At 66.6% G+C, this 17,013-nt stretch carries 18 protein-coding genes; 7 read left to right on the top strand and 11 right to left on the bottom strand.

All coding sequences use genetic code 11. From position 1 onward, the window contains the following. Positions 1 to 60: 60 nt before the first annotated feature. From ACQUQR_RS02985 to ACQUQR_RS02970, 4 genes are all read right to left on the bottom strand, one after another. Positions 61 to 2,466, bottom strand: coding sequence for a DUF2309 domain-containing protein (locus tag ACQUQR_RS02985; protein ID WP_435194619.1), 2,406 nt, complete (start codon positions 2,464 to 2,466; stop codon positions 61 to 63). Further along, on the bottom strand, positions 2,456 to 3,943 hold the full coding sequence (locus ACQUQR_RS02980) for a proton-conducting transporter transmembrane domain-containing protein (protein ID WP_435194618.1): 1,488 nt from the start codon (positions 3,941 to 3,943) through the stop codon (positions 2,456 to 2,458). The genes ACQUQR_RS02985 and ACQUQR_RS02980 overlap by 11 nt, the downstream gene beginning before the upstream one ends. 267 nt (positions 3,944 to 4,210) lie before the next feature. Continuing rightward, entirely contained in the window at positions 4,211 to 4,696 is a 486-nt protein-coding gene (locus ACQUQR_RS02975; protein ID WP_435194617.1) for an Lrp/AsnC family transcriptional regulator, read from the bottom strand. A gap of 305 nt (positions 4,697 to 5,001) precedes the next feature. Beyond that, positions 5,002 to 5,685: a dolichyl-phosphate hexose transferase gene (locus ACQUQR_RS02970; protein ID WP_435194616.1), complete on the bottom strand. Its 684-nt coding sequence runs from the start codon at positions 5,683 to 5,685 to the stop codon at positions 5,002 to 5,004. A gap of 413 nt (positions 5,686 to 6,098) precedes the next feature. On the opposite strand from ACQUQR_RS02970, the gene ACQUQR_RS02965 reads away from it, so the two are divergent. The 3 genes from ACQUQR_RS02965 to ACQUQR_RS02955 all read left to right on the top strand — a co-directional run bounded on the left by ACQUQR_RS02965 (position 6,099) and on the right by ACQUQR_RS02955 (position 8,534). Continuing rightward, positions 6,099 to 6,509, top strand: a complete 411-nt coding sequence (locus ACQUQR_RS02965) for a DUF7124 domain-containing protein (protein ID WP_435194615.1) — start codon at positions 6,099 to 6,101, stop codon at positions 6,507 to 6,509. Positions 6,510 to 7,120: 611 nt separating this feature from the next. Further along, on the top strand, positions 7,121 to 7,522 hold the full coding sequence (locus tag ACQUQR_RS02960) for a DUF5805 domain-containing protein (protein ID WP_435194614.1): 402 nt from the start codon (positions 7,121 to 7,123) through the stop codon (positions 7,520 to 7,522). Further along, positions 7,512 to 8,534 (top strand): tyrosine-type recombinase/integrase, encoded by a 1,023-nt coding sequence (locus ACQUQR_RS02955; protein WP_435194613.1) that lies wholly within the window; start codon positions 7,512 to 7,514, stop codon positions 8,532 to 8,534. Before ACQUQR_RS02960 ends, ACQUQR_RS02955 begins: the two co-directional genes overlap by 11 nt. Positions 8,535 to 8,834: 300 nt before the next feature. Here the strand turns inward: ACQUQR_RS02955 and ACQUQR_RS02950 are convergent, their stop codons facing one another. After that, complete coding sequence (locus ACQUQR_RS02950) at positions 8,835 to 9,302, bottom strand: YbaK/EbsC family protein (protein ID WP_435194611.1); 468 nt, start codon at positions 9,300 to 9,302, stop codon at positions 8,835 to 8,837. Between ACQUQR_RS02950 and ACQUQR_RS02945 the strand changes: the two genes are divergently transcribed. Further along, positions 9,187 to 9,663: an AIM24 family protein gene (locus ACQUQR_RS02945; RefSeq protein ID WP_435194610.1), complete on the top strand. Its 477-nt coding sequence runs from the start codon at positions 9,187 to 9,189 to the stop codon at positions 9,661 to 9,663. The genes ACQUQR_RS02950 and ACQUQR_RS02945 overlap by 116 nt on opposite strands. A 5-nt stretch (positions 9,664 to 9,668) precedes the next feature. Here the strand turns inward: ACQUQR_RS02945 and ACQUQR_RS02940 are convergent, their stop codons facing one another. From ACQUQR_RS02940 to ACQUQR_RS02925, 4 genes are all read right to left on the bottom strand, one after another. Continuing rightward, the gene (locus ACQUQR_RS02940; protein ID WP_435194609.1) at positions 9,669 to 10,529 is read right to left on the bottom strand and encodes a hypothetical protein; all 861 of its coding nucleotides are present in this window, start codon (positions 10,527 to 10,529) and stop codon (positions 9,669 to 9,671) included. 46 nt (positions 10,530 to 10,575) lie between these two features. Further along, positions 10,576 to 12,078: a hypothetical protein gene (locus tag ACQUQR_RS02935; protein WP_435194607.1), complete on the bottom strand. Its 1,503-nt coding sequence runs from the start codon at positions 12,076 to 12,078 to the stop codon at positions 10,576 to 10,578. Between the two features lie 66 nt (positions 12,079 to 12,144). Continuing rightward, the gene (locus ACQUQR_RS02930) at positions 12,145 to 12,975 is read right to left on the bottom strand and encodes an MBL fold metallo-hydrolase (protein WP_435194606.1); all 831 of its coding nucleotides are present in this window, start codon (positions 12,973 to 12,975) and stop codon (positions 12,145 to 12,147) included. Between the two features lie 38 nt (positions 12,976 to 13,013). Continuing rightward, positions 13,014 to 14,435, bottom strand: coding sequence for a PAS domain S-box protein (locus ACQUQR_RS02925; protein ID WP_435194605.1), 1,422 nt, complete (start codon positions 14,433 to 14,435; stop codon positions 13,014 to 13,016). Positions 14,436 to 14,477: 42 nt separating this feature from the next. Between ACQUQR_RS02925 and ACQUQR_RS02920 the strand changes: the two genes are divergently transcribed. From ACQUQR_RS02920 to ACQUQR_RS02910, 3 genes are read left to right on the top strand one after another with little or no spacing between them, the layout of a single operon-like run. Continuing rightward, entirely contained in the window at positions 14,478 to 14,819 is a 342-nt protein-coding gene (locus ACQUQR_RS02920) for a hypothetical protein (RefSeq protein ID WP_435194604.1), read from the top strand. 51 nt (positions 14,820 to 14,870) lie between these two features. Next, entirely contained in the window at positions 14,871 to 15,122 is a 252-nt protein-coding gene (locus ACQUQR_RS02915) for a hypothetical protein (RefSeq protein WP_435194603.1), read from the top strand. Beyond that, positions 15,119 to 15,580 carry a nucleic acid-binding protein gene (locus ACQUQR_RS02910; protein ID WP_435194602.1) on the top strand — a complete coding sequence of 154 codons (462 nt, stop codon included), beginning with the start codon at positions 15,119 to 15,121 and terminating at the stop codon, positions 15,578 to 15,580. The genes ACQUQR_RS02915 and ACQUQR_RS02910 overlap by 4 nt, the downstream gene beginning before the upstream one ends. Here ACQUQR_RS02910 and ACQUQR_RS02905 read toward each other — a convergent pair. Both ACQUQR_RS02905 and ACQUQR_RS02900 read right to left on the bottom strand, forming a co-directional pair. Then, positions 15,571 to 15,969, bottom strand: coding sequence for a YlbF family regulator (locus tag ACQUQR_RS02905; RefSeq protein ID WP_435194600.1), 399 nt, complete (start codon positions 15,967 to 15,969; stop codon positions 15,571 to 15,573). The two genes, ACQUQR_RS02910 and ACQUQR_RS02905, sit on opposite strands and share 10 nt — an antisense overlap. Further along, complete coding sequence (locus tag ACQUQR_RS02900) at positions 15,966 to 16,913, bottom strand: sensor histidine kinase (RefSeq protein WP_435194599.1); 948 nt, start codon at positions 16,911 to 16,913, stop codon at positions 15,966 to 15,968. Before ACQUQR_RS02900 ends, ACQUQR_RS02905 begins: the two co-directional genes overlap by 4 nt. Positions 16,914 to 17,013 lie beyond the last annotated feature (100 nt).

The following is a 17,013-nucleotide window of genomic DNA, read 5'->3' as shown; positions in this document are numbered from 1 at the left end:
AGCGGGAGAACAGCGAGAAACGAGGAACCCTGTTTTCGGCGAGGAGTTCCGAAGCGTGAGTCAGTCGTCGGCGACGGTCGGCGCGTTCGCGGTCTCCGCGCGCGCCGTGATGGCGTCGGTGACCGGGCGCCACTCCAGCGCGCCCTCGTAGTGGAACGCGCGGTGGTCCTGCGTCGGGTCGACGACGGTGAGCGCCAGCCACTCGTTGTCCAACAGCGTGGCGACCGCCTCGTGCTCGGCCAGGATCTCCGTCACGCGGTCGACCGGCGCGTGGACGACCGTCGAGAGGCGCAGCGGCTGGTGGTACGGCTCGTCGTCCGCCGCCAAGAGCGACTGAAGCGGGAGGCCGGCCATCAGGTCGCCGCCGTTCCCCTGGTAGACGCCGACGTTGCCGACCGGGTTCTGCGTCACCTTCGACCCGCTGCCGTAGACCGCGTTGTCGACCGTCGAGAAGTAGTACTGGGTGTTGATCCACTGCGTGACGACGAGCGGGCCGGTGAAGATGGCCTCCAGCGCGTCCCCGTCGGGGTCCGTCGTCCAGTCGTACGAGTGGAGGAACGCCCGCCCGTCGAGATCGCAGTCGCGGGTGAGCGCGCGCGGGCCGATGACGAAGCCGGCGTTGCCGGCGAGCCCCCACTCGGGGCGCGTCTCCGCCCAGTCGGCCGCCCGGCGCTCCGTCTCGCGAACCCCCCGGGAGCCGTCGGCACCCATCGACTCCACGCGCTCCGCGGTCGCGCGCTCGCGGGCCGTCTCGAGGTCCGAACGGAGCTGGTCGAGCTCCGCGGCGTGGCTCTCCGGCACGTCGCTCGCGAACAGGTCCACCTCGTCGGTCGTCGTGTTGTGCTGGGCGGCGAGGAACACCGTGTCCTTGGGAATGTCGAACCCGCGGTCGCGGAGTTCGTCTTTGACCTCCGCGTCGTTGCAGATATTCGCGAGCACGCGGGCGCTGGGGCCGCCGGGGTTGCCGGCGCAGGCTCCGCAGTCGAGACTGGAGTCGTAGGGGTTGTTCGCCGTCTCGCTGGCGTGACCGGTGAAGACGACGAGGCGGCTGAACTCCTCCCAGCCCATCAGCTCGAAGGCGGTCGCGGCGTACTCCACCTTCTCCTCGGTCGTGAGCCCCACCGGGAGGTCGCCGGAGTAGCTGTACTGGTGGTGGACCAGCGGCTCGCAGAACTCGTGGACGTCGGGTACGCGGGCTGCGGTCCGGTCGAACAGGTCGTGGACGCGCCCGGGGACGAGGGTGCGGGCTGCGAGCGAGATGCCGTAGCCGCTGCCGGCCGTCTCGACGTAGCCGTACGCGGTGGCGGCGTTGGCCTCGAGAATCTCGATGACCTCGTCGGCGGCCGCCCGGAGCTCGGCCCAGCGGTCGTGTTCTTCCTGTGTGTCGTCGTCGGTCGGGTAGTCCGTGATGTGGTGCTGCGGGTCGAGGATGGGCGGGCAGGCGTCCACGGCGACCTCGGCGTCGTAGCCCTGATACTCCATGGGGATGCCGAAGAAGCCCGCGTAGCCGTGGGTCTCGTAGTCGCCGACGCTCTCGAGGTGACGGCGGATGACCTCCGAGCGAGTGTCGATACAGAAGACCAGCTGGGCGTCCGGGCGCGCAGCGGACTCCTCGTCTGCGGCCGCCCGGCTCTCGGCGGCGACGGTGCCGACGAGCTCGTCGCGGTAGGTCGCCTCCCACGCGCGGAGGAACGCCCCGGCGAGTTCGTCCGCGGGCGACACCTCGCTTCCGGTGGTCGACGGCGTGAGGTCGGCGTCGAAGGCGTCGGCGAGCGCGAGGCGAGCCGCGAGATACCCCTCCAGCGAGATGGGGTACGTCGACTGCCAGACGCCGCCGTCGGCCGCGCGCTGTTTGATGAAGCCGGTCCAGCCCGGGAGCGCCGCCAGCTGCTCCTCGAAGATGGGGACCCACTGGCTCTCCGGATACGACGAGACGACCGCCTCGATGGTCTCCAGCGGGTCCTCGGGCATCTCGGCGACGATACCCTTCTTCGGGATCTGGCTGTCGTACGCCGCCATCCCCGTGAACGCGGTGTAGAAGCCGGCTTCACGGTTCGGCATCGACCAGTGGGCGCTCCCTTCCTCGAGGAAGGCCGAGAGCCACTTCGTGAGCACGCGGTCGACCTGGTCGGCAGCCGTGTCGGCGGCCTCTTCTGTGGGGTTCTCCGCCTCGGCGATCCGGTCGAGGAGCGTCTCGGGGGACGCATCGTAGCCGAGCGCCTCGAGCTCGGCTTCGAGGTGGGCCGTGTCGATCTGGTCGCGTGCCAGCGCCGTCCGGAACGTCTCGGCGCTGGGGTAGCCGCGGCCACCCAGGAGGTCTCCGGCCTGCTGGACGGCCTCGTCGAACGGCAGGTCCTCGAACCCGGCGAGGGGGTTGGCCGTCACGAACGAGTGGATGGGCCAGAGGGAGCCGACGGTGGTCGCTGCGTCGTCGATGCTGGTGCGGATGGCGGATTCAGTACTCATTGTAGTCCTCCGTGGAGGTCAGCAGGGTGTCGGACGAGGGCTGGGTGGCGTTCAACAGGGCCACGTAGAGCCGCTTGCTGTGCTCGTGGATGCCGGTCTCGATACCGATGTAGATGCCGACGAAGCTGACCGCGATGATCCCGTGGAGCAGGGTCAACTCGGTGGTCGCCGTGCCGACCGGGAGGAGTCCCGACACGCCCTCGTAGACGACGGCGTAGACGACGATGGCCGGGAAGAACACCAGCGGGACGGCGCCGTAGCGGGCCGTCGTCGAGAGCGAGGTGTGGTGGACCGCGCTGCGAGCGGCGTGGAGCGTGGTGAAGACGACGAAGAAGGTCAACAGCAGCCCGCTGTCGACCCTCGCCCCCTTCCCCGTGAGCACCGTGAACACCGCCCCGCCGGCGAGCCCCGTCACGACGGCCACCAGGAAGCCGGTGACGCTCGTCACCTGCCCGAGGGTGTGTTCCGTGTGGTCGCTCGGGCTCGTGCGCTGGACCTGTTCGCCCGAGCTGAGGAACTGGTAGGCCTTGTAGAACCCGTGGAGGATGAGGTGGGTGATGGCGGCTCCGAAGAAGCCGAGGCCGGCCTGCATGATCATAAAGCCCATCTGGCCGATCGTCGAGCAGCCGAGTTTCCCCTTGATGTCCGTCTGGACCGACTTCAGGAGTTTCCCGCCGACGGCGCTCGCGGCACCGACGGCGACGACGCCGAGCATGAGGGTGGCGTCGACGGTGATGACCGGGGCGAAGCGAGTCAGCAGGATGCCGCCCGCGTTGACGAAGCCGGCGTGCATCAGGGCCGACGCGGGCGTGGGTGCGGTCATCGAGGAGAGCAGCCAGCCGTGGAAGGGGATCTGGGCGGACTGGATCATCGCCGCGAGCACGAGCGCCCCCGCTGCGAGGAGCCACGTCGTCCCGCCGAGCGTGTCGGCGGCCGCGTCGATCCCCGAGATGGTCGTCGCGCCGGTCGTCCACCAGAGCGTCGCCAGAGCGACACCGAGCAGGACGCTGCTGGCGACGAAGTAGCGGCGGGCGGTCGCCGCCGCGGCCTGCGCCTGTTTCCAGCCGTCGATGGTCCCGATGAGCTTCGCCATCACCAGCCCCATCGCCAGCCAGAGCGCGGCGAACAGCACGAGGTGGTCGGCCGCGACGAGGGCCATCACCACGGCGGTGAAGCCGGACATCGCGAGGAAGAACCGCGTCTTGTGGGTGCTCCCTGCCATGTAGCGGCGCGAGTAGCTGTGGACGATGCCGCTGAAGAACGTGACGACCACCCACATGAGGACGGTCAGCCCGTCGACGGCGACCAGTCCGGGGAGTTCCCACACCCCGCCGAGTCGGAGCTTGGCCACCAGAACTGCGATACTTGCGGCGAACAGCGACCACACGAGCCACGTTAGTGCGACGGGCACGAGCGGTGCGTCGACCGTTGTGTCCGGGAGCGCTCCGACCGTTGGTTTCGAACTGTGTCCTGACATCGTTCAGCTCAGTACGACACAGGTGGACACCCGGTAGAGCACACGGGGTGTACATCTGGTCGCGCTTACTCCACTCTTTGAACAGACTGTTTGTTAAAGCTATCTATGATCACATTCTGTTCGAATATTGGTTATTAAAGAACATTATGGTTTTCTGCAGGGGTGCATGTCGATGGAGCTCCGACGGGGGTTCACGGCCCCTCCGGTCGCTGTGTCTGCAGGGTAGGAGCGGCCGGCCGGGGCGCCAGAACCGCACGACGCCGGTCCCTACGAGTCGTGTTCCGCGTGCGTCTCGGGATCGAACTTCCCGAAGGGCGTCGTCTCGTGGCTCCGGACGAGGACTTCGTCGGCGACCGTGAGCCCCATATCGAGGAGCTCCTGCGCGACGGAGGTGATGTCGCTGTCCGACTCGCCGACGGCCGTGACGAGGAGGTTCTGTTCGCCGGTGACGAGCTCCTGGACCGAGACCACGCCGTTGATCTCCAGGATGTCCGGGATGAGCGCACCGCGTTCGGGGATGGCGGCGGTACAGTAGAGCAGCATCCGGAGCGGGTACCCCGACTTCTGGTAGTCGACGCTGGCGCTGTACCCCTTGATCACCTCGCTGGACTCGAGCCGCTGGATACGTTTGCGAACGGTACTGTCCGAGGTCCCGGTTCGCTTCGCGATGTCCCCGGACGACATGTTCCGTGCGTCCTCCTGGAGCGCGTACAGGATCGCCTTGTCCACGTCGTCGATGTCCACATCAGTCATATCGCCCTCTCCGCGGGTGAGCCACTTTACTTTTGCACGTTACGGGGTTCTCGCGCACGCGAACACGCGTAATCTCAACCGACTCTCGCTGGCACCGGGCTCCCACGCCGGCTATCGACCGGAGAACCCCTCTCGCCGTCGATATCGGGTGTCTCGGACCGTGGACTACCGGCCGCGATGGATGGCAATTTGATATAGCTGTCTATAGTTTATGAGTTGGCCGCGCGGCGCAGGAACTCTCGATGAAATGACAACTAATCAGCACTACTCCCGAAAAACGAACCGAATATCGCGGGCGCGGGAACTCAGCGGAAGCGCTCCTGCAGCGAGACCTTGACGATGCTCTTCAGGATGGCGTAGCCACCACCGATGGGGTCGAGTTTCGTGTCGCCGAGGCGTTCGGCGTAGTTGATCGGTTCCTCGTAGACGTCGTAGTCGCGCATCAGGGGCCGGATGAGCAGCTCCGCGGAGAGCCCGGTGTTCTCCGTCCACCGGATCTGCCGGATCACGTCGCGGCGGTACGCCCGCATCCCCGTGGTCGTGTCGTGGATGCGCTTGCCCATGAGCGCGCTGGCGACGAGGGCGAACGCCTCGTTCCCGAGACGGTTGAACCGCGGCATCGCCTCCGCACCGTGGTAGAGCCGGTCGCCGCTCACCACGTCGTACCCCTCGTTGACGAGTTCGAGGAACCGGGGGAGCGCGTCCATCGGGTAGGTGTCGTCGCAGTCAGTGGTGACGATGACGGGGCGCGAGGCCTGGAGGATCGCCTCGCGGACGGCGACTCCGTACCCCTGCGGCTCCTGTTCGATGACGCGTGCGCCATGCTCACGGGCGATCTCTGGCGTGCGGTCGGACGAGCCGTCGACACAGACGACCTCCGCCCGGCCGTCGGTCACGCGGTCGATGTCCTCGAGAACGGTCGCGATCGCCTCTTCCTCGTTGTAGGTGCCCATGACGACGCTGAGGTCGTCGAAGGTGTACTCACTCATATAGAGTGAGAACGAGGGCCGGTACTTGGTGCTTTAGGTTTGCCTAAACAGTGGCACTACCTAGCGCATATCGGGAACCATCGGGGTGAGTTCCTCCCGTGGGCGGTCCCGTTCGGTACAGGTGAGCCGTTCCGGCCGTTCCGGAGCCCGGGTACCGCCGTCGGGTAGCGGCGTCGGATCGGTGGTTCGTGGGAGTTCGGGAACGAGCGGTTCGATGTCGAGTGTGGGTTTTCGGGTCATTGGTCGTGGGGCAGGTAGTCGGCGCGCTGTGCAGTCGGGCAGAATCAGTGGTGTACGCGTACAGCGAGCATCCGTACTCCCACCCATGACGCAGACTATCATAAATGTTCATGCTAGACCAATCGTTGCCGGCGGGTCGAAATCGGCTTGTCCACGGCGGGGTGAGGGCTCCTATGGACGACGTGACGCTGACGCTCGCGTTTGAGTTGCGCGCAGCGAAGCGACTCGTGGACCCCGAATCCGCGTTCGAGAGCGCCCGGCAGTGGAGCCAGTACGTCGGTATCGTCAGCGACCGCCCCCCGTTCGTCGTGACGAAGTTCGCCCGTGACCACTACGTGGAGAACGACTTCCCCGTCGAACCGGAGCCCGCGGGCCGCAGCCTCGAGCACATGCGCGAGCACCTGGACACCGGTCGACACGTCTTCGTCGGGGATTCGCCCGAGGACGGCGCGCTCGCAGCCGAATACGGCTGGGAGTACCAGTCCATCGAGGAGGCCGCGGAGGCGGCCGGCTGGGCGGTTCGGGACCGCGTCGACGACGCATCCGCTGAACCACAACGGACCGACTCCGAAGGCTGGCCATAGTTGACAATGCTGTAACCAATATTCCGGGAGTGTGTTGTGGCTGGTACATATAGCAGGATGTGATTCATGAAGTGGTCTCGGGACAAACTAAGCCCTTGTTTGTTGTTTATTTAATAGAACTGCAGTCGGCCGAAACTGACCAACTTTTGAGGACAGAATTAGAATCGGTCAGTATTCGGTTCAGTAAACACTATACCTCATCTACAGCGCTTCTACCGCACATTTTCATCCCACTCATAGAGAAACCCCGTGAAGTCTCATCTTCCCCCCACAACTCTGGGGGTAAACGCGGCGAAACAGGGGTCGGTTCACACTCCTTCGGCGCGAAGGTCGAGGACCCAGAGAATCGAACCGATCACATACAAGTCGATAGTGAACTGCCGAACCACCGACCGAGTCCCACCTGTGCAGAGTGGGGAAGACAACATTGCGAACCGTGATCACGAGAACACCAATATCGATTATAGTGTCACGATTCGCACCGCTTGATAGGATCAGAAATATAGATAATGCATACATGGGTCCGCTCTTTGGATACCAAAATCGGCGATAAGTGCCCTTATCCGGTATTCTGGGGTAGATTGATTATCTGGGGGTGAGTCGGCCCGCACATGAGTTCGGAACGCGACGAGGAGCGGGTGGCCGTCCGCACGTACGTGCCACGCTACCAAAAAGAGCTGTGGGCCGACGAGGCCGAGGACCTGAACATGAGCCAAAGCGAGTTCGTCCGGTCGATGGTCCAGGCGGGGCGTCGGGAGTTCTCGTTCGACACGACCGACCAGCCAGCTGCGGAGTCGGCTTCGTCGGGTACGAACCCTGGGGGTCAGGACCTCGAAGCACGGGTCCTCGACCTGCTGCGGGACGGTGACCCCCGCGACTGGGACGAGCTCGTCGAGGGGCTCACCGGGGATATCGAAACACGGCTGGAGGAGACGCTCGCGACCCTGCAGTCCGAGGGCCGAGTCATCTACGCCGGTCGACAGGGTGGCTACGTGGTGACCGATGGGCGCTGACGGCGTCGAGGACCCCATCGGCTACTTCGTCGAGGACCTCACCTACCACGGGAAGACGGAACGGACGCGCCAGGCGTACGAGCGCGTCCTCAGGCGGTTCGAGACGTTCACGGCCGAGCGCCGGGGGACGAGCCTCGCAGACGCCTCTCAGCGGGAGTGTATGGCTTTCGTCCACGAACTACGGGGAGAGAACGCCCCATCGACCGTCGCGAGCTACGCGTCGTATCTCCACCGCTTTTACGCCTACATGACCCAGGTCGGCGTCTTCGAGTCGAACCCGATGACGCTCGTCTTAGAGGAGATGGACGAATCCATCGACACGGACCCGGCACGCCGCGAGATCAGCGTCCCCCGGATGCGCGCGTTCGTCGCAGGGATCGACCACCCGCTCGAGCGGGCGCTCGTCGTGACGCTGCTCAAGACCGGGATGCGTGTCGGCGAGTGCTGTAACCTCGATCTGCGGGACGTGTCTCTCGACGATTCCGAGGTTCGGGAGGCCTATCCGGTCGACCCCCGGGGGCGGCTCGACGGCCGCCCGGACTCGGTGTTCGTCTCGTCGGAGCCCGCCCGCGGGAGCGTCGTCAACGGTGAGCGACGGACGGCCTCGAACAAGCGAAAACGGGATACCGTGATACCCATCGACAGGGAGCTAAAATCGGTGTTGAAACGGTGGCTGGCCGTGCGTCCGGACGCTCGCTCCCCCGCGGAGCCGCTGTTCTGTTCGACCTCCGAGTGGGGCCGACGCGTCACGCCGGCGATGGTGCGCGACATCGTCGCCGACCACGCCACCGAAGCCGGGTGGTATCGCCCCGGCGGGGGCGCAGAGGAGAACGTCACGCCCCACTACTTCCGGCACTTCTTCACCACGCATCTCCGGGACCGAACCGGGGATAGAGGCATCGTGAAGTACCTCAGAGGAGATGTGGCGACAGATATCATCGATACCTACACCCACAACTGGGGTGACCGGGTGCGCGAGGTGTACGAGGAGCACATCTACTCACTGAACTGAGTCGGCGCCGACCGCCTGCTCGTTCGGTGGGTCGCCCCCCGAGCCCTCCGCTTCTGTAGCTCCTGTTCGTCCTCCATATTCGGGTTCTCCTGCGATTTTGCCGTCTTTGGAGCGACACACCGCTGGTAGCTGTCAAACTCATAAAGCGTATGTTGCTATACAAAATCTGCCCCCGGCGCGACTGTCGCATCTGCAACGCAGAACCACCGAAATCGGGGGGTATGGCCGGAAAGCGGCGCTCGGAGAGGGCACACAGAACGGTTCGGAGATCCATCCGGGAGTTGGACGCCGGCGCGGCGGTTACTCGAACGCGTCGACCAGGGTCGGGTCCGCCAGCGAGACCAAGCGGTCGGGCGTCAGCGCGAAGACGGCATCGGGGGTCCCCGCCGCGGCCCAGATCGTCTCGTGGTCGGTGAGCGTGGGGTCGAGATAGACGGGGAGCGCCTCCGCGTGACAGATCGGTGGCACCCCACCGATGGACCAACCCGTCGCTTCCTTCACTTCCGTGGCGTTCGCGACCCGGACCGACTCCACACCGAGCTCCACGGCGAGGGCGTCCTCGTCCACGCGATGGTCACCGGCGGTGAGGACGACGACCACCTCGCTGGCGACGAACACGAGACTCTTCACGATCTGGCCCACCGTACAGTCGATGGCCGCTGCGGCGTCGGCGGCCGTCTTCGTCCCCTCGGGGAACTCTCGAACCTCGGGGTCGAAGCCGTACTCGCGCTGCACCTGCTCGGCGAACCGCTCGGCGGTCGGATGCATACCACGCCGTCAGATTCACCGGACAAAAGCGTGTGGAATCGACCCAAACGTTCTCCATCTCTCGCGTCGTCTCCCCGTCATGCAGTACGAGATCACACACAGACCCTCCTACGCCCAGGTCGACCTCTCGCTCGAGACGGGTGACACGATCCGCGCGGAGGCGGGGGCGATGGTGAGCCACTCGGGCGGTATCGACGTCGAGACCAAAGCCGAGGGCGGGCTGAAGTCCACCCTCTTCTCCGGCGAAGGGCTCGTCTGTGAGTTCACCGGCGAGGGACGGGTGTGGACCCAGACCCGGAGCCCGGAGGCGTTCCTCTCGTGGCTCATCCCACAGCTCCCGACGAACAACAGCTCGAACTGACCGGCTCAGGCCGGCAGCGGTGTCTCGAAGAGGGTATCGGCGACGGCCTCCGCGGCGGCGGTCGTCTCGTCTCCGTTCGCCAAGAGGACCGTCTCGGAGGGGAACAGGCGCTCACCGAGGTCCAGCCCGTACTCGCGGGCGGTCGAGCCGGTGACCGTGAGATAGACGCCGACGCCGATCTCGGCGATGGCGGCCTCTTCCTCGTCCCCGTTCGGGTAACAGAACTCCACCCCATCGAGCGCATCACTCCCGACGACGGCCTCGACGAGCCGTTCGTATCGCGGGGAGATACACAGCGGCCCCGCGTACGCCGCGATGGCCTCACGGGTGAGCACTCCTTCGTTCGAGAGCAGGGTGTGGTGGACGGTGTCCCCCAGCCCGGAGACGACCCGCACGTCCGTGTCCCGCGGGTCGATCCGCTCGTTCACGTCCTCGAGCGACGAGAGCGGCTCCCCACGGAGTTCGACCACCTCCTCCAGCACGAGGTCGGCGCTGTCGAACCCCAGCGCGAACTCGTGTTTTCGCAGCGCGCGGAACGGCTCCTCCCGGCCGACGAGCTGGACGGTGTGGTCGTCGAGTTCGAACCCACAGGAGTCGAAGACGACGCGGCGCGGCATCCCCTCGCGGGCGTCACGCAGGAGCGTGTACTCGGGGGCGAGCGGGTCCGCGGGGTCGGAGTACTCCGCGAGCCGGTCGTACACCGAATGGTGCGGGTCGTGCTGGCCCTTCGTCACCGCCTTCTCGTGGCGGAGCGTCTCGATGACGACCTCTGCACGGTCCGGCGCGTCCGCAGCGTCCGCGAATCGGCTGAGGACGGCCTCCAGCGGTCGCCCCTTCCGGGGAACCGCGACCCTCACGGTTGTCATTAGCGGGTGAACGAATCCCCCAAGTAAAACGGGCCCGGTTTCGGTCTTATTCGTAATCGCCCTCGTCGTCGGGGGCCGGGCTGGCCGCCGCGAACACCGACGAGAGCCGCTCGCGCATGGCCGCGAGGTCCTCCAGCCGGTCGTCCATCTCGTCGAGCCGCTGGGTCGTCTCCTCGATCTGCTCCTCGACGTTCTCCAGGTCGTCCAGCCGCTCCGTCGTCTCCTCCAGTCGGTCCGCGGTCTCTGCCAGGCGGTCGTCGAGCTCGGCGACCCGGTCGGAGACCACCTCGATCTCGTCGACATCGATATCCTCGACGGTCGTCTCGAGGTCACGCAGTTCGCCGCGGAGGTCGGCGATGTCCTCGTCAACCTCGTCGACGTGGATTCGCATGCTATCGACCTCCTCGCGCACGTCCTCGACTTCGTTCGTCGCAGCGGCCACCTCACCCTCCACGTCCGCCACGTCGCCTTCGAGCGAGCCGACGGTCCCCTGGATCTCCTCGACGGTGTCGTCCAGCCGGCCGACCGCGTCGTCGAGGTCGGCGACCTCCTCCGCCGTCGTCGCGGACCGCCCGTCGAGCGTCTTCACCTTCGAGCGCACCGACTCCAGCCCGTTCCGGAGGTCCCGGAGGAGGGTCTGTGCGTCCCCGTTCTCGTCGAGGAACGCCTCCAGCGCGTCCGTGTACGCCTCCAGATCCGCGATCTCCGTCTGGAGTCGGGTGATCTTCGCGTTCAGGCTGCCCGCCGACTCGACCGGGCCGTCCCCCTCGACACCGAGCGCATCCCGCAGCGTCTCGAGGTCCTCGTCGCCGACCGCACCTGCACGGAGCTGTGCCGCGAGCGCCGAGGCGAGGTCTGCCGTGGATGCGGCGTTTCCGGGCGTCGACTCCGCCGCCGGTGGCGGGTTCGGCTCCGCCTCGGCGACCGCATCGATGTCGCTTCCGTCCGTCTCGATGGGGACCGAGTCCGCCGCGTCGGAGTCTACTTCGGAGTCCGTGTCGTCCGCTGCATCGCTCTCGGACTCGTTCGGGTCCCGAAGCTCCAGCGGCTCGATGGGGTCGCTCTCCTCCGGGTCGTCGTGGTCCGTCCCGTCCTCTGCGTCGGCTGCCTCCTCGTCGACCGACTGGATGGCGGGCTCGGCGTCCGACATCACCTCGCGGATGGCCGCCCCCGCGTCCTCGACCGGTGGGTCGACGCGCTCGATGGTGGGTTCGCTCAGGTATCGCTCGATGTCGCCGGAGTCCTCCGTGCGGAGCCCGTACACCGTGGTGTACTCCTCGCCGGCCTCGAACTGTCGCTCGAAGACGATCTGGTCACCGTCGACGGACCAGAACTCGGCGCCGTACTTCGGATGGAACCCGATGTCCGTGGCCTTCACGTCCTCCGGAACGTCGTCGACGATGCGGACCTCGACACTCTCGTCGCGGGTCGACTGGATGACGAACGCGATCGCCGGGACCGGGAAGTCGTCGGGCTCGAACGATTTCTCCACCGAGACACCGTGGTCGGAGACGACGACGCTCACCTCCTCCGGGTTCGTGTTACTCATACCTTCAGGTGTGGCGAGACCGGTATAAATCTAGTCGGTGGGTCGACCTCCTCCCCCTCGGATGGGCTACAGCGAGACGCGGTCGCCGATCTCCACCAGCTCCAGGGTCCGCGGCGCGTCGAACGACCGGATGTGGTGACGGAGCGCGGTCGGGTCCGCGGTCATCCCCCGCCACATGTCCCAGTGGGAGGGGAGCAGGCGGTCGAGTTCCAGTTGGCGAGCCGCCTCCGCGATCATGTTCTCGTCGGAGTACCACGTCGTCAGCGTCGGCTCGCCCGTCTCCTTGTCCGGGATCATCCCCGTCGAGCCGAACGCCAGCACGCCGAGGTCGATGTCGTAGCGCTCGCCGATGTCCGCGAAGTGCTCGGACGGACGCGCGTCCCCACCGTGGAAGAACGTCCCGGCGTCGTGCTCGATGACGTAGGAGACGGGGTGTTCCGCGTCGGGGTCGTGTGCCGGTTCGACGTGAATCGTGAGCGAGCCGAGTTCCACCGTCTGGCCCTCCGCCACGTCGTGGAACTGCTCGGCGCGGAGGTCGTACTCCTCGACCCAACCCTCCTCCTGCGTGACCGCGATGGAGGCCGAGGGACCGTAGAACGCGGCCCCCGTCTCGCGCATGAGGGCCCCCTGCGAGGGGCCGTGGACGTGGTCCGTATGCTCGTGCGTGGCGAGTACGGCGTCGCACTCGTCGGGTGCGTCGGGGTCGAACGGCACCGGGATCATCCGCACCGTTCGCGGCGGGTCGCCCGTCCCGAGATACGGGTCGATGTAGACCGTCGTGCCGTCGTCCGCTTTGAGGACGAAGCCGTTGCAGCCGAGATACCAGATGTCGAGACCGTCGGGGTCCGCCGTCTCCACTTCGCGGGGGAGCCAGTCGCCCCAGTCAGACGCGATCATGGTTCCGGGTCCGAACGGCGGCGGGCTAAGCGTTGTGGTCACCAACGGACTTCGATGCGGCCGCCCGGTCCGGGCTTCGCGGTGACGGTCCAGCCGTGGGCGTCGGCGATCGCCGCGACGATGGCGAGCCCGAGGCCCGTCCCGTCCTCGTCCGTCGTGTATCCGTGGTTGAACACCGCCTCCGTAATTGATTCGGGAATACCCGGCCCCTCGTCCACGACCGCGAACCCGTCCGGGAGCCGCTCGACGCGGACGGTCGGCGGGCGGTCCTCGTCCTGTTCGAAAGCATCGCCGGACTGCGTCCGGCGGCCCGTGGAGCCATGCTCCACCGAATTCCGAAACAGGTTCTCCAGCAGTTCCACCAGCCGGTTCCCGTCGGCGTCGACCGTCCCGAGCCCCTCGTCGATGACGAGAACCGTCTCCCCGTGGTCGGTGTGGCGCCAGGCCTCCTCGACGGCCGCCGCGAGGTCGACGCGCCCGGGGTCGTCGACGAGGGCGCCACGCCGGGCCAGCGTGAGCAGCTCCTCGATGAGCCGGTCCATGCGTTCGAGCGCCGCCTCGATCTCCGTGAACGCCTCGCGCTCTCCCGTCTCGGCGAGCGTGAGCCAGCCCCGGGCGACGGCGAGCGGCGAGCGCAGGTCGTGGCTCACGATGGAGGCGAACGCGTTCAGTCGCTCGTTCTGGCGACGCAGCGAGCGCTCGTGTTCGGCGCGCTCCGTCCGGTCGGTGACGGAGGCGACGACGAACCGGATCTCCCCGTCCTCGATGACGGGAGCCGCGTTCACCGAGAGGAGCACGCGGGCGCCGTTCGGCTGGCGGATGGCGTGTTCGTACTCCCAGACGGATTCGCCCGTCTCCAGCACCCGCGCGAACGGCAGGTCCTCGCTGGGGATCTCCGCGCCGTCGTGGTCGGTGATGACCCACTCGGGGGCGTCGTACTGGCGCCCGGCCACCTCCGAGGTGGAGAGGCCGAGGATCTCCTCGGCACGGCCGTTCGCCCGGCGGATAGTGCCGTCAGGGCCGAGGACGACGATACCCTCCGGAGCGGTCTCGAACACCCGGTCCATGATGTTCCGGGTGGACTCGAGCGCCTCCGTCACCCCGGTCTCCTCCGTCAGCTCCCGCACCGAGACGACGTGCAGCCCCGGCGAGATGTCGGACTCGATGGCGAACCGGACCCGTCGTCGCGCGCCGTCGTCGGTCCGGATCTCGACCTCACCGGCGTACGACCCCGTCTGCTCGAAGCGGTCCCACATCGAGGCCGCGAGCTCGGTGTCCGGGAGGAACGTCCCGACGGGGCGGCCCCGGAACGACTCCCGGTCGACCCCGAATAGCTCCGTCGCTGCGGGGTTCACGTCGACGTACGACCCGCCGTCGTCGAACAGCAGGAGCGCGTCGAACGCTTCCTCGAAGAGGGCTCTAAACGGCGGGGGGAGCGCGTCCTCCGGTGGGGAAGACATACGGCGTATAAGGGAGTAGAGGTGAAAACGGTATCTAGTACCATGGACCCCCGACACCGCGACGGTCTCCTCGCCCTCGCCGCGCTCGCGGGCGTGTTCGCACTCGGGGCGGGCGGGTCGATGACGCGACCGGTGGCGGCCGCCGTCGGTGTGTTCGGCGCGCTCGCCATCGAGGTGCTGTTCTACCGGTTCGACGCGCTGCTCGCCCTCTGGGAGCGCGAGTGGGTCCGACTCGGGGGGCTCGCCGTCGTCCTCGCGGGCGGATACGTCCTCGCGCTCGTCGCGGGCCCGTGGACGCTCGCCGCGCTCGCGTGGGGTCTGATCACCTATCTGGGGCTGCTCGTGGTGTCGCTGGGGCGACGGCCGGAGCCGCGAGGGGAGTAAACGCGAGGGGTGCGCCCTGAATTTAAATACGAACGCGACCGACTGTTCAGTATGGCCGTCGAGCTTTCCGAGCGCGTTCGCGAGATCGCCCGAGCCCGTGACGTACCGGAATCACAGGTGTTCGAACAGGCCCTCGAACGCGGACTGGAAGCGCTGTGGAACGACGTCATCCTCTCGCAGTTTCTGCGTGGTGAGCTCTCACGTGAGGAGGCTATCGAGGCAGTCGGGCACGACCTCGTCCGGCGCGCAGAACGAGAGGCCGAAGCCGTCGAGGAGGACGTTTCGTGGGGACTCAACGCGTGATCATCGCGGTCTCCGATACGGGACCACTCATTCACCTCGCCGAAATCGACTCATTCTCACTACTGCGTAGCATCGACGAACTCCTGATCCCCGAAACAGTCCGGGACGAGCTCGCGACGGGTGGGCTTCCCGATGGGTTCGGCGACCTCGACGTCTCGGTCGTGCCAGATATCGACATCGATGACGTAGATCTCGACCCGGGTGAGACGGCAGCGCTGGGTGTGGCACGCGATCGAAATGCGATTTTCCTCACCGATGACCTCGACGCTCGCCAGGCGGCAAAGTCACGCGGTGTCGAGGTTCACGGCACGGTCGGTCTCATCGCCCTGGCTCACAGCCGTGGGGAACTGTCGGAAGAAGCCGCCACAGATCGAATGCGTTCGCTCGCCTCGGAGACGAGTCTGTTCGTCACCGACGCGGTCATACAACGGGGAATCGCGCTCCTGAATCAGTCCTGACAGCAGCCGCCGGCCTTCTCGCCGAAGTCGACGACGAGCTCGTCGGAGATGAGGGTGTTCAGCTCCTGCAGTTCGAGTTCGAGCGCGGACTGCGCCTGGAGGTACTCGCGCATGACGGGGAGTTCGTGGAGCTCCTGCTGGGCGGACTGCAGCTCACGGAGGTCCTCGTTCGTCGCGTCGCCGGTCTGGCGGGCGAGCATGAACTCCTCGCGGATGGACTCGAACGTCTTCACCTGTTCCTGCGCCTCCTCGTCGCTCTCGACGGCCTCCTTCGCCTCGAGATAGCGCTGGTACTCCTCGGTCTCGGTGATGGCCTGCCCGAGTTTCGTGGCGAGGTCGGACACGCTCTCCTCGGCGTCGGTCGCAGCGGCGGACGTCTCGATGCTCATGCTCGCGCTTGGGTGCCGTGGATTAAAGGGTTGCCGGAAGGGGCACCGGCTCGCTCCGTCCGCGGGAGCGAGACGGAGACGCACGTCCCCGTGGGTTCGCGCTCCTCGACGCTGAAGGTGCCGTCGCGGTCGGCGACGAGCAGGCGGACGATCCACAGGCCGACTCCGCGGGAATGCGAAAGTGGGTCCTCCAGCTCCTGCCCGAGGACGGTGCGCTCGAGTTGGGGGAGCCCCGGGCCGTCGTCCTCGATGGTGAGTCGTAGCTGGTCGCTGTCGGTGCGGAGCCGCACGGTTATCTCGACGCCCTCCTGTCCGTGTTTCGCTGCGTTCTCGAGTAGCTCCACGGCGATGGTCTCGGCTCGCGCGGAGACCACGGGGGGTGACCGCTGGAGGTCGAGCTGGATCGTCGCCTCGGGGAACCGCTCGCGCAGGTCGACCCGGAGCGCCTCGATGAACGTCGCGAGGTCGTCACCGTCGGAGGGCCCCCGGTCGCGGGTCATCCGGCTCGTCTTCTCGCTGAGCCGGACGAGCCGCTCCGACTGCTCGATGATGGTGTTGACGTAGGGGCGACACTCGGGAGGGACGTCGTCGTCCAGCAGCTCCGCGTAGCCGAGGAGGATGTTCGACACCGTCCGGATGTCGTGGCGCATCACGCGCTGGAGCACGCTCACCTGCTGGAGGTTCCACTGCAACCGCTGTTCGTACTGTTCTCGTTGGGCGATGTCGTGGGAGAGGAGCAGATACAACACGATCGCGGTGAAGCCGACGAACGCGACCCCCTTCCAGAGCTGGACGGTCGGTTGTGCGGACGGGGGGACCACGGCCGCGACGATCGCATCCGAGGTGAGAAGCCAGAGGAGCCCCACGGCCAGATACGCCGTGACGATACGTGTCGGCGTGCGAACACGAAGTGATTTCCCCCACATAGCAGTGTCTCGGGTCATGAATTCTCCCGACGGGTCATAACTTTATGCACAATGTATCTAGCAACAATCTCGGGAGGGCGTGGGGGTTCGAGGGTCGCTGGCACGCCTCACCCCGGAA

The sequence above is a fragment of the Natronomonas sp. EA1 genome, from assembly GCF_051195035.1.
Classification (GTDB): domain Archaea; phylum Halobacteriota; class Halobacteria; order Halobacteriales; family Haloarculaceae; genus JBNTJV01.
Note: the sequence above shows the minus strand (reverse complement) of the source record. Positions and strands in the feature narration are given on the sequence as shown.